The organism is Bacillus sp. FJAT-44742, assembly GCF_002797315.1.
Lineage (GTDB): Bacteria > Bacillota > Bacilli > Bacillales > Marinococcaceae > Thalassorhabdus > Thalassorhabdus alkalitolerans.
This window is the reverse complement of record NZ_KZ454936.1, coordinates 817,063-828,922: the sequence shown is the minus strand read 5'-3', so window position 1 is coordinate 828,922 and position 11,860 is coordinate 817,063. Positions and strand designations below refer to the sequence as shown.

Genomic DNA, 11,860 nt, shown 5'->3' with positions numbered 1-11,860 from the left:
CAGCCTTATTTCTTTTCACATAGTTCATAAAGAACACTGCCGGTCGACTTAGGGTGTAGAAAAGCCACCTCAGCCCCTCCGGCTCCAGGTACAGGAGTGTTATTTATAGCTTTTATTCCATCTTCCTTTATTTCTTGGAGCCTCGTTTCAATATCCTTGACACCTAGAGCAACATGATGAATCCCTTCCCCTTTTTTATTAATAAATCCAGCTATCGGACTATCATTTGATAAAGGCTCAAGGAGCTCTATCTTAGACTCTCCTATTTCCAGGAAAGCTACCTTTACTTTCTGTGAAGATACTTCCTCTATTTTTAATAAGGGAAGACGGAGGGTCTCCGTATAAAACGGCAGGTGATCTTCAATAGACATTACTGCAATTCCAATATGGTCGATTTTTGTTGGTTTTTCTTTCATTTTACACACCCCTTTGGCTATACCCATAACAATATGGCTTATACACTTTCTCTTCTTGTTTCCATAAAAAAATCCCTCTTTTTTTGGCATGCAGGCTTGAGACTTTCTTTAATTCCTCGTAAAATAAGACATAGATTGAATAATGATGGAGGAATTGAAATGCCAAGAAAGTTTCAGAAAGTCATTATATATATTATGATCATAACTCTCGTCGTAGGAAGTTTGTTAACAGGCGCGGCTACCTTTTTATAAAAAGAATCATAACTTGGACCGAAGCTTCCGCTTCGGTCCTTTTTTATTTTCCCCAATCAGTTCATTCTTTGTTTACTCACTTTGATTTTTTTATAAAATAACTCCTATTTCTTTTGCTATTTCCTCCAGGGTCTTTGCACTTTGCCCAATCCAGACTTTCGTGCCTACGGGAACCTTGGTAAACAAAAGGTCAACGTCCTCATTCATGAGGCGGACACAGCCATTGGAAACATATTCACCAATTAGATGAGGCTGGTTTGTGCCGTGAATTCCATAGATTCTGCCATCAGTCGCGTGTGCGTCAAAGCCTATCCATTTGGTTCCTAATGGGTTATCCGGTGACCCTCCGGGAATATCAAGCTTGCGAAAATAAGGATTCTCAGCTTTTACTACAACCGTAAATTCCCCCTCCGGTGTCAGACCAGGCTCTTTTCCCGAAGCAACCCGGTATTCCACTTGTTTTTCACCTGCGTGAAAATAAGCCAGTTCATTCGCAGAGGTATTTATAATAATATAAGGATCTCCAACGTCAGGCTCTGAAGCAAGGGGCCAAAGAAGAGATGCTGCCACAATCACTTTAAAAAAGAAGGAAAAGAAAACCATTATCATCTCCGCCTTTACTTATTCCTCTTTCTTATTTTCTCCCCGCCTTTTTACCTTATACCGTTTTTTAACAGATACCGTTTGAGTTCTTCTAAGATCAGCTTTAAACATCTTCTTCATAAGCAAATACTGCTCTAGTTCATGGAGGATATAGAATAATGAAGAACGAATTTCAAACTCCTGCCTCGTTTCTGGAAGATCCATTGCCTGGAGTTCTTCCCGCAGGTCATCTAATTGCGTAAGAAAATAATTTGCTGTATTCCCTGCATACACAGCCCCGCTTAATTCATTCATAAAATCTGCTATTTTCTCTCCTTGAATCACTGTGTCATCCAGAGTAGAAATAAACGGAAGGATCCTCTCCAGGATTTCAAGCTGCTTTTCTCTCATCTTGAAGTAATGATAAAAGTAGTCATCTTCCCGCAAAAAATGATTATCAATATTGATTAATGCCTTCCCTTTTCCGTGTGAAATAGTGTTGGATGCCTCTGTGAATTCTTTTCCAGTCCATCCTGTATCACCCTCTTTAAGATAGCGTGCAAACTCTTTCCAAATCGTCTGAAAGGCTTCCTCTATGTAAACTTGATCCCACACCAGTTCATTTTCCGCACTAGGCATGTACCAATTCATGAGTAATGCCACACCTACCCCTATGACTATCAACAGCACTTCATTTATCAAGATACCGGCTGAAACCTCGCCCAATGTATAGAGGTGAAACATGATTACCGAGCTGGTCGCCACTCCTTTTTTTGCCTTTACAGCTACCACGGTAGGAATGAATAGTAAAAGGAGAATTGTTATTGATAGAAAGTGGTACCCAGCCAGTTCAAAAATAACAGTAGCATAAAGCAGACCAATGAGACTTGCTAAAACACGCTCCCACGAGGAACGCAATGAGTCTCTTCTGGTAACCGTTATACACAAGATCGCTATAATACCTGCCGAGGCATAAAAATCTAATTGTAAAGTCTGGGCTATTAATATTGCTAAGCCGGCTCCAATAGCGGTTTTGAGCGTGCGGTATCCAATTTTAAACATTCGTTAAACCTCTCCCTGCCTGATAGGTTCTTTGTGTACGTGTATTCTGCTCATTTATAGCCACACTGCATTTTTTAACTCAAAACACAAATGAAAGAATGTTTAAGGGATACCATCCCACTAACATCCTTGCTTATTACAAGTAGGTTACCCTAATATATTCCTCACTCTTTCCTGACAAGAAAGAAATATTCCTTTGGAATTGTTTACAAATTGAACATCGAATTTTTGTATGCTTTTATTCTAGCAAAAAACCATAGTAAGAAACCTGTTTACTTGTAAACAGGGAATAAAAAAAGACAGTGATGCTCATCACTGTCTTTGCGGTTATGTAATTTAGTCATCTTTTAATTGGCGCGCCTACCAGGATTCGAACCTGGAATACGAGAACCGGAATCTCGCGTGATATCCCTTTCACCATAGGCGCAGCTATTTTTTAAGACAATGACAATTGTATCTAATTCTCTTTATTGTGTCAATCATTGTTTTTAAGGTGAAAAGGACTGGCACCTATACCAGCCCTTTTCCGGTCATTCTTTTTCTGCTGTCGCAGTGTCTTCTTCTAACATTTCTTTAAACCTTGCCCCAATTTCCTCATCATTATAACCAGCATCATGAAGACGCTTTGTGAAATGCTGGGCATATAGCTTAGTACGTTTGGCCATACGCTTGTATTTCTTTTGTTCCTTTGTCGTATCAGCATGTTTTGCTCTATTTTGAGCGTTGGACATAATACTTTCAACAACAAATAGAGCTTTCCAGACATCTTCCTCAGATAAATCTGCAGATTCTTTATCTAAATATTCGAGTACCTGCTGATAATATTCATTAAATTCTTTAAAGTCAATTTCTTCTTCCATGTTAAGGTATTCTTGAACTTGTGCGTAAAATTTATCCATCAAATTTCATCCTTTGTTAACAGTCCTTATACGTTTTTTGGCGATTACAAGTTCTCATCGAAAGCTTTTTCCAGCTTTTGAACAACATGAATAGGTTCATGTCCTTCGATTTCATGGCGCTCAACCATGGTTTTGATTTCTCCGTCCTTAATTAAAGCAAAGGAAGGGGAAGAAGGAGCATAACCAGTAAAGAAAGAACGGGCTTTTTCAGTCGCTTCCTTATCCTGGCCAGCGAAAACTGTTACATAACGGTCAGGCTGCTTTTCGTAATTTCTCATGTAGGCTGCTGCAGGACGAGCAATGCCTCCGGCACAGCCGCAAACAGAGTTTACCATAACAAGTGTGCTGCCTTGCTTAGATAAAGTCTCCTCTACTTCTTCAGCAGATGTTAATTGTTCATAACCTGCCTCATCCATATCCTTTCTCGCTGCCTGAACTACATCATTTATCATAAAATTAAAATCCATTTCTAACCATCCTTTCTTTTCCTAAACCCATGTACTACTTCTATTGTAAACAATACCAGAGTGCATTCACAAGTAAACCAGCTTCTTTTTATTTTAAAAAAAGTCAACAACTTTATCTTCAAGGAACCTGGTGAACAACTTTTTCTATCCACTTATCACTCTTGAAAACAAGTGAGTAGCTCTGGCTTTGTTAGTACAAGGACTCGCTGTCCGGATCAAAAGACTCCAGGCGCGTTTTAATACTTGAAAGAAAACGTCCGCATACCAATCCATCCAGCACCCGATGATCTAAAGACAGACACAAGTTTACCATGTGGCGAATCGCAATCATGTCACCTTCCATCACCACAGGCTTTTTCACAATGGATTCTACGGAAAGGATAGCTGCCTGAGGGTGGTTAATAATAGGCATCGACTGAACTGAGCCAAAGGATCCTGTGTTGTTTATCGTAAAGGTTCCTCCTTGCATTTCTTCACCTTTCAACGTGCCATTTCTCACTTTACCCGCCAAGTCCTGAACAGACCTGGCAAGTCCTTTTATACTTTTTTCATCAGCATTCTTTACCACAGGAACAAACAGAGCATCCTCCGTGGCTACTGCAATAGACAAATTGATGTCTTTCTTGCGGATGATCCTATCTCCTGCCCACGTAGAATTAAGCTCAGGATATTCTTTTAACGCCTCCACAACAGCTTTCATAAAAAATGGGAAGAAGGTAAGGCTGATGCCTTCTTTTTCTTTAAATTTCTTTTTGTTTGCTTCCCTGAACTTTGCAATGTTTGTAACATCCACTTCAACCATCGTCCAGGCATGAGGGATTTCATGTTTGCTTCTTACCATGTTATCGGCTATCGCTTTTCTTACACCGCTCACAGGAATTTCTTGATCACCAGACTCACTTTTCTGCTTTTCATCGATCTGTGGCTTCTGTTCAATGGAGGAAGCTCTCTTCTTTGGTTCTTCATAAGTATCATGCTTTTCTTCCCTTGCAGGTTTTTCACCTTTGTTTACAAGAGAAAGAACATCTTTCCGGGTAATTCGGCCTCCTCTCCCGCTTCCTTGCACAGTGGATAGATCAATGTCATTTTCCTGAGCAAGGCGGAGAACAGCTGGCGAATAGCGCGTTTTCATTGACTGGGCCGAAGAGTCTGTACTTTGCTTTTTTTCTTCTTTTGGAGATTGAACATTTTCTTCACTTCGTTGATCAGTGCTGCCTTTTCCTTCAACCTCCATATAGCATATTAGATCGCCTACCTGGATTGTCTCATCTTCCCCTGCTACTAATTCCGTTATTGTCCCTGTAAAAGAAGAGGGGACTTCCGCATTTACTTTATCTGTCATTACCTCGGCAATAGGGTCATATTTATTTACCTTGTCGCCAGGTTTTACAAGCCATTTACTGATCGTCCCTTCTGTTACACTTTCTCCGAGCTGGGGCATCGTGATTTTTTCAGCCATGAACAAACACCTCCTTTAAAATTCTGCTAAATCTTTTATCGCAGCCTCTACTTTTTCAGGGTTAACCATAAAGTGCTTTTCCATTGTAGGGGCGTAAGGCATGGCTGGAACATCTGGACCTGCCAATCTTTGAACAGGAGCATCAAGGTCAAATAAACAATTCTCACTGATGATTGCAGACACTTCACTCATGATGCTTCCTTCTTTGTTGGCCTCAGTTATTAAGAGAACCTTACCTGTTTTGCTGGCTGCTTCAATTATTGCTTCTTTATCAAGAGGGTACACAGTTCTCAAATCAAGAATATGAGCAGAAACCCCTTCTCCGGCAAGCTTTTCAGCGGCTTGCAAAGCAAAGTGAACACAAAGACCATAGGTAATGACAGTCACATCTTCCCCATCTCTTTTTACATCTGCTTTTCCAATTGGCAGGGTGTAGTCTTCTTCGGGAACCTCACCTTTAATGAGACGGTATGCTCGTTTATGTTCAAAAAACAAGACTGGGTCGTCATCACGGATCGCCGCTTTTAATAGCCCTTTTACATCATAAGGAGTTGATGGCATTACAATTTTCAAGCCAGGTACATTTGCAAACAGAGCTTCTACAGACTGAGAATGATACAATGCACCGTGAACTCCTCCGCCGTAAGGTGCACGAATCGTTATTGGGCAGCTCCAATCATTATTTGAGCGGTAGCGGATTTTTGCAGCTTCAGAAACAATTTGATTGACTGCCGGCATAATAAAGTCAGCAAACTGCATTTCGGCAACAGGCCTCATGCCATACATCGCTGCTCCAATCCCCACACCGGCAATAGCTGATTCTGCAAGAGGCGTGTCAAGAACCCTCTCTTCACCGAATTCCTCATAGAGCCCTTCGGTAGCTCGGAATACTCCTCCTCTTGCCCCCACATCTTCTCCTAAAATAAACACTTTTTCATCCCGCTGCATTTCTTCTCTCAGCGCACGTGTTACTGCTTGTATATAGGACATCATTGTCATTGTTCTTCACCCCTTTCTATTGTTCTTTATAGACATGTTTAAAAAGATCATCTGGATCAGCATAAGCCGCTTCTTCAGCAGCATCAGTAGCTTCATCTACTATGCGTTTGATTTTTTCAAGGAGCACATTTTCTTCTTCCTCTGTTATTACGTTATTTTCTTTTAAATAAGTGCTGAAGGTAAAGATAGAGTCCCGCTTTTTTGCTTCCTCTACCTCCTCTCTTGATCTGTAAGAACGGTCATCATCATCACTGGAATGAGGGGTGAGTCTGTAGGACACTGTTTCTATCAAGGTAGGCCCCTCACCCTTCCTTGCACGATCCGCTGCATTTTTCACTGCTTCATAAACAGCAAGGGGATCATTTCCATCCACCGTAAAGCCCGGCATTCCGTATCCTATCGCCCGATCGGAAACCTTTTCACACGCTAGCTGTTTTTCTATAGGAACGGAAATCGCATATTTGTTATTTTCACACATTAAAATGACAGGCAGTTTATGAACGCCGGCAAAGTTTGCGCCTTCATGGAAATCGCCTTGGTTGGAAGAGCCTTCTCCAAAGGTCGTGAAGGTAACGAAATCTTTCTTTTCCATTTTGGCTGCCAAAGCAATCCCAACGGCATGAGGCACCTGGGTTGTTACAGGGGATGAACCAGTTACAATCCGATTTTTCTTCTGTCCAAAATGCCCTGGCATTTGTCTTCCGCCTGAATTTGGATCCTCTGCTTTAGCAAATCCTGACATCATTAAGTCCTTTGCCGTCATCCCAAAGGCGAGGACCACTCCCATATCACGGTAATACGGAAGCACATAATCCTTTTCTCGATCTAACGCCATGGCTGCTCCGACTTGAGCGGCTTCCTGTCCTTGACAAGAGATAACAAAAGGTATTTTGCCAGCACGATTTAAGAGCCACATACGTTCATCGATCTTACGGGCCATAAGCATTTGTTCATACATTTCAATTACCTGCTCTTTTGAGAGCCCTAATTCTTCATGTCGTAGTACGGCCATACATATCCCCCCTAGTTATTATGAATGTATCGCTTTTCCATCCACTGCCAGAGCAGCTTCACCAATGATCTCAGATAATGTTGGATGCGGGTGAATCGCCTCAGCCACTTCAAAGCTTGCGGCATCCAGGAGCTTGGCAACGGCTGCCTCTGAGATAAGGTCTGTCACATGCGAGCCGACCATGTGAACACCGAGTAGATCATCAGTTTCTTTGTCAGCAATAAATTTAACGAACCCTGAAGCGTCCCCATTCACTAAGGCTTTTCCTATTGCCTTAAATGGGAATGTACCTATTTTGGTATCAAAGCCTTCTTCTCTGGCCTGCTCTTCTGTCAAGCCAATACTGGCCACTTCGGGACGACTGTAGGTGCAGCGGGCAACGAGTGAAGAATCTAATGGGTGAGGGTGGTTTTCTGTCATATGCTCTACGGCTATGATTCCTTCGTGTGAAGCAACATGAGCAAGCTGCATTCCTCCGATAACATCACCAATCGCATAAATATGGGACTCTTTCGTCTGCTGCCATTTATTTGTTTGGACAAAACCGTTTTCCACCACAATATCCGTATTTTGAAGTCCAATGTCTTCCGTATTTGCTTTGCGCCCTACAGAAAGGAGAACAGATTTGGCCTGGTAAGCCTGCTCTTTCTCACCTTCAAGAGCGTATACTGTTACGTCTGTTTCCCTTTTTGTTTTCTCAGGGAGTACTTTAGCATTTGCAACGATCTTGACGCCCCTCTTTTTCAGCTGATTGGCTACCTCTTTGGATATCTCTTCATCCTCACCAGGAAGAATTCGCCTGCTGTATTCCAACACTGTAACATCCACTCCAAAGTCAGAGAGCATTGAAGCCCATTCAATCCCAATGACGCCTCCTCCAATGATAATAATGGAAGAAGGCAGGCTTTCTATCTCCAACGCTTCATCAGAGGTGAAAATTTGTTCTCCATCTGGCTCCATCCCAGGAAGAGTATTGGGCCTGGACCCTGTAGCAATAATAACGTTTTTTGGTATAAGCATTTCATTTTCTTCTCCGCTGTCCATTTCTACAGAGATCGTACCCGGACTTGGGGAAAAAATAGAAGGACCCAGTATACGCCCATGTCCTTTATAGACGTGAATATCCCCTTTGTTCAACAAGTACTGAACACCTTTGTACAACTGGTTTACTATATTATCTTTACGTGACTGCACCTTATTGAAATCAAGAGATACCCCTTCTGTATTCACCCCGAAATCTTCGCTCGTTTTTGCTGTATGATACACTTCTGCACTGCGCAAAAAAGCTTTGCTTGGTATACAGCCTTTATGTAAACACGTGCCTCCAAGCTTCTCCTTTTCCACTACGGCCACTTTCAATCCTAGTTGCGCTGCACGGATAGCTGCCACGTACCCGCCTGTTCCCCCGCCAAGGACCACTAAATCATATTCTTCTGCCATCTCTATCCCTCCTTATAACCGTAAATCTTCGGTTCTTCTTCCTTCTTTAAGACACGAAGAGCCCCTTCGGCAAGGGAACGAAGCTCATCTTCGCCCGGATACACGATCACATCTGAGATCCAGCTTACCATCTTAATAATTTCTCCAGTCAGCCATTCACTATGAGCCAGGCCTCCGGTCAAAATAATAGCATCTACTTTTCCACTTAAACAAACACTTCGCGCTCCAATTTCTTTTCCGATCTGGTAAGCCATAGCCCTCATTACTTCCTCAGCTTCATGATTGCCTTGTACTATTTGAGCTTCAACTTCCTCAGCATTATTGGTGCCAAAATAGCTTACCAGCCCTCCTTGTCCAGCGGCCTTTTTCATCATCTCTGATATGGTGTAACTCCCGGAAAAACACATGCTAATGACATCAGCAACAGGAAGCGTACCCGACCTTTCAGGAGAAAAGGGACCGTCTCCATTTAAGCCATTATTTACATCTGCAACTTTCCCGCCTTTGTGGGCACCGACAGTAATTCCGCCTCCTAAGTGTACAACAATCAAATTGGCTTCTTCATAAGGTTTTCCGATTTCATCTGCAGCCTTCCTTGCGGCAGACTTTTGATTCAATGCATGAAAAATACTTTTTCTTTTTATTTCTTTTAAACCGGTCAGTCTGGCTTCAGGCATTAATTCATCCACTACCACAGGGTCAACGATATAAGAAGGAATATTTAATTGCGTTGAGATCTCAAAGGCTATCAATGCACCTAAGTTTGAAGCATGCTCTCCATATTTCCCTTCTCTCAAATCCTTAATCATCGCTTCCGATATTTCATAAGTACCGCTTTCAATCGGGCGGAGAAGCCCGCCTCTGCCGACAACAGCGTCAATCTTTGACAAACTGATCCCTTCCACATCCAGTGATTCCAGTATTGCCTGTTTTCTAAATTGATATTGGTCAACTATGTTTGAATACGCCTTAATGTCTTCTTGACGATGACGGACGACCTTTGAAAATAGGGATGCTTTATTTTCAAATACGCCAACCTTTGTAGAGGTTGATCCTGGGTTTAACACAAGAATCCGGTGGCTTGATATTTGCTTCAAGGGCTCTGCCTCCTATTCCTGCCGCGGAAGATAAACTATCTTCTGCGGCTTAAAATATGGTGTTCATTGCGCAAAAATTGCTTTCTTGAATTCTTCATTTTTCTGATCCGTTCCTCCGCCATGCGGTCAGCAGCTGAATAAGTCGGTATATTATCTCTTTTAGAAATGCTGATTACTTTCTCTATGTTTTGGTAAACCCCTTCCACCTTCTTTAAAGCACGCTCACTGTTATAGCCGTTCAGCTCATCAGCCACGTTAATTACTCCGCCAGCGTTGATCACATAATCGGGTGCGTAGACAATTTCTCTTTCATGGAGCATATCACCGTGCTTGTTTTCTTTTAATTGATTGTTTGCAGCGCCGGCTATCACTTTTGCTTTAATAGAAGGAATGGTTTCGTCATTTAACCCAGCTCCAAGAGCACACGGGCTGAAAATATCACATTCTGTTTTATAAATGTCCCTTGGATCCACTGCTTTTGCATTAAAATCGCTTACGGCTCTGTAGACTGCATCTTTATTGATATCGGTTACAATCAAAGTAGCTCCCTCTTCATACAGGTGCTTGCAAAGATTATAAGAAACGTTCCCTACTCCTTGCACCGCCACTTTTTTCCCAGCAAGCTCATCTGATCCAAAAGCTTCTTTTGCTGCCGCTTTCATCCCTACATAGACTCCGTATGCTGTGACAGGCGAAGGGTTGCCACTCGATCCAAAAGCAGGTGAGATTCCCGTGACAAAGTCTGTTTCTTCATAAATAATATCCATATCTTCCACCGTTGTACCTACATCTTCAGCTGTAATATAGCGTCCGTTCAAGCCCTGAATATACCTTCCAAACGCGCGGAACATTTCTTCGTTTTTGTCCTTGCGTGGGTCACCGATAATTACTGTTTTGCCTCCCCCAAGATTCAAGCCGGCTGCAGCATTTTTGTAGGTCATGCCTTTAGCCAGGCGGAGAGCATCTTCAAAGGCCGCTTCCTCAGACTCATACTTCCACATTCTTGTTCCCCCTAACGCAGGGCCAAGAGTTGTATCATGAATAGCAATGATAGCTTTTAGGCCTGATTCAGCATCCTGACAGACCACTACTTGTTCGTAATCGTATCTTTCCATATATTTAAATAATTTCATTACCTTACCTCCTTAAGCTAAGGTGCTCTGATATTCGCTGACATGACAAGCGATAGCAATAGAGTAGAGCTTACTCGCTGCAGTGTCAGCTCTTGATGTTAAAATGATTGGAGCCTTGGCCCCGGCTATGATTCCTCCTACTTTCGCTCCTGCAAAGTAGACGAGTGATTTATATAAAATGTTTCCCGTCTCCACAGTTGGAACTAGGAGAATGTCAGCTCTGCCAGCCACTTCTCCTCCTACCCCTTTATAGTTAGCAGCATCAACAGATATTGCATTATCCAGAGCTAGTGGTCCATCTATTACACAATGATTAATCTGCCCCCTTTTATTCATTTGGCTGAGAGCAGCCGCATCAATGGTAGCAGACATATCAGGGTTAACTACTTCCACCGCTGAAATAGGGGCAACTTTCGGATTTATTACCCCCATCGCTCTTGCTACTTCAACAGAATTATTTGTGATTTCCACCTTCTGATGTAAATCAGGGGCTATATTCATGGCTGAATCAGAGACAAAAAACAAGCGCTTAAAACCTGGCACCTCAAAGGCTGCTACATGTGATAAAACCTTTCCTTTCCGCAAACCGTACTCCCTGTTTAATACCGCTTTAAGCAATACACTGGTGGGAATCATACCCTTCATTAATAAATCAGCTTTGCCCTCACGGACAGACATGACAGACAACCTTGCAGATTCTTTCACATCCCTTGCCGGAATGACTTTTATAGAGCTCATTTCACTTAATCCTTTAGATGTAAGGAATGAACGAATGACTTCCTCATTTCCGTATAACCTGAATTCACCTAGCTTATTGTTTATTGCTTCCTTGACCATATCAATTACTCGTTCGTCATCTGCCGCCGCAATTGCTATTGTTTTCTTCTTATAAGCAGATGCATTTTCCATTATTTCTTGTAAGTTCATTACAATGACTCCTTCATGACGGACTACTTATACTTTAATGCAAATATCATGCCAATTTCAAACCACACTGTGAAAGGTTTTTCTCTTATTTCATAACGAAACACCGTGAAATATT

General features: G+C 42.1%; 13 protein-coding genes and 1 tRNA gene. 1 reads left to right on the top strand and 13 read right to left on the bottom strand.

The window, feature by feature from the left end:
• Window positions 1–5 precede the first annotated feature (5 nt).
• Window positions 6–416, bottom strand: coding sequence for a methylmalonyl-CoA epimerase (gene mce, locus CEF17_RS04255; RefSeq protein ID WP_100398424.1), 411 nt, complete (start codon window positions 414–416; stop codon window positions 6–8).
• A 159-nt stretch (window positions 417–575) separates the two neighbouring features.
• On the opposite strand from mce, the gene prli42 reads away from it, so the two are divergent.
• The gene (gene prli42 / locus CEF17_RS19835; RefSeq protein WP_157842918.1) at window positions 576–668 is read left to right on the top strand and encodes a stressosome-associated protein Prli42; all 93 of its coding nucleotides are present in this window, start codon (window positions 576–578) and stop codon (window positions 666–668) included.
• Between the two features lie 90 nt (window positions 669–758).
• Here the strand turns inward: prli42 and CEF17_RS04245 are convergent, their stop codons facing one another.
• The 12 genes from CEF17_RS04245 to yqiS form a co-directional block, all read right to left on the bottom strand.
• Complete coding sequence (locus CEF17_RS04245; RefSeq protein WP_100398422.1) at window positions 759–1,277, bottom strand: L,D-transpeptidase; 519 nt, start codon at window positions 1,275–1,277, stop codon at window positions 759–761.
• A gap of 12 nt (window positions 1,278–1,289) precedes the next feature.
• Window positions 1,290–2,312: an aromatic acid exporter family protein gene (locus CEF17_RS04240; protein ID WP_100398421.1), complete on the bottom strand. Its 1,023-nt coding sequence runs from the start codon at window positions 2,310–2,312 to the stop codon at window positions 1,290–1,292.
• Between the two features lie 352 nt (window positions 2,313–2,664).
• A tRNA-Arg gene (locus tag CEF17_RS04235) sits at window positions 2,665–2,739 on the bottom strand.
• 103 nt (window positions 2,740–2,842) lie between these two features.
• Window positions 2,843–3,211 (bottom strand): DUF1129 domain-containing protein, encoded by a 369-nt coding sequence (locus CEF17_RS04230; protein ID WP_054636444.1) that lies wholly within the window; start codon window positions 3,209–3,211, stop codon window positions 2,843–2,845.
• A 44-nt stretch (window positions 3,212–3,255) separates the two neighbouring features.
• Entirely contained in the window at window positions 3,256–3,678 is a 423-nt protein-coding gene (locus CEF17_RS04225; RefSeq protein WP_100398420.1) for a BrxA/BrxB family bacilliredoxin, read from the bottom strand.
• 190 nt (window positions 3,679–3,868) lie between these two features.
• The gene (locus CEF17_RS04220) at window positions 3,869–5,137 is read right to left on the bottom strand and encodes a dihydrolipoamide acetyltransferase family protein (protein ID WP_100398419.1); all 1,269 of its coding nucleotides are present in this window, start codon (window positions 5,135–5,137) and stop codon (window positions 3,869–3,871) included.
• A 15-nt stretch (window positions 5,138–5,152) separates the two neighbouring features.
• Window positions 5,153–6,136 carry an alpha-ketoacid dehydrogenase subunit beta gene (locus tag CEF17_RS04215; protein ID WP_100398418.1) on the bottom strand — a complete coding sequence of 328 codons (984 nt, stop codon included), beginning with the start codon at window positions 6,134–6,136 and terminating at the stop codon, window positions 5,153–5,155.
• 16 nt (window positions 6,137–6,152) lie between these two features.
• The gene (locus tag CEF17_RS04210; protein WP_100398417.1) at window positions 6,153–7,148 is read right to left on the bottom strand and encodes a thiamine pyrophosphate-dependent dehydrogenase E1 component subunit alpha; all 996 of its coding nucleotides are present in this window, start codon (window positions 7,146–7,148) and stop codon (window positions 6,153–6,155) included.
• 18 nt (window positions 7,149–7,166) lie between these two features.
• Complete coding sequence (gene lpdA, locus CEF17_RS04205; RefSeq protein WP_100398416.1) at window positions 7,167–8,588, bottom strand: dihydrolipoyl dehydrogenase; 1,422 nt, start codon at window positions 8,586–8,588, stop codon at window positions 7,167–7,169.
• 2 nt (window positions 8,589–8,590) lie between these two features.
• Window positions 8,591–9,685 (bottom strand): butyrate kinase, encoded by a 1,095-nt coding sequence (buk, locus tag CEF17_RS04200; RefSeq protein WP_100398415.1) that lies wholly within the window; start codon window positions 9,683–9,685, stop codon window positions 8,591–8,593.
• Window positions 9,686–9,720: 35 nt separating this feature from the next.
• Window positions 9,721–10,818, bottom strand: a complete 1,098-nt coding sequence (bcd, locus tag CEF17_RS04195) for a branched-chain amino acid dehydrogenase (RefSeq protein WP_100398414.1) — start codon at window positions 10,816–10,818, stop codon at window positions 9,721–9,723.
• A 12-nt stretch (window positions 10,819–10,830) separates the two neighbouring features.
• A complete protein-coding gene (yqiS, locus tag CEF17_RS04190; RefSeq protein ID WP_100398413.1) occupies window positions 10,831–11,745 on the bottom strand; it encodes a phosphate butyryltransferase in 915 nt (304 codons plus the stop codon).
• Window positions 11,746–11,860: the final 115 nt, after the last annotated feature.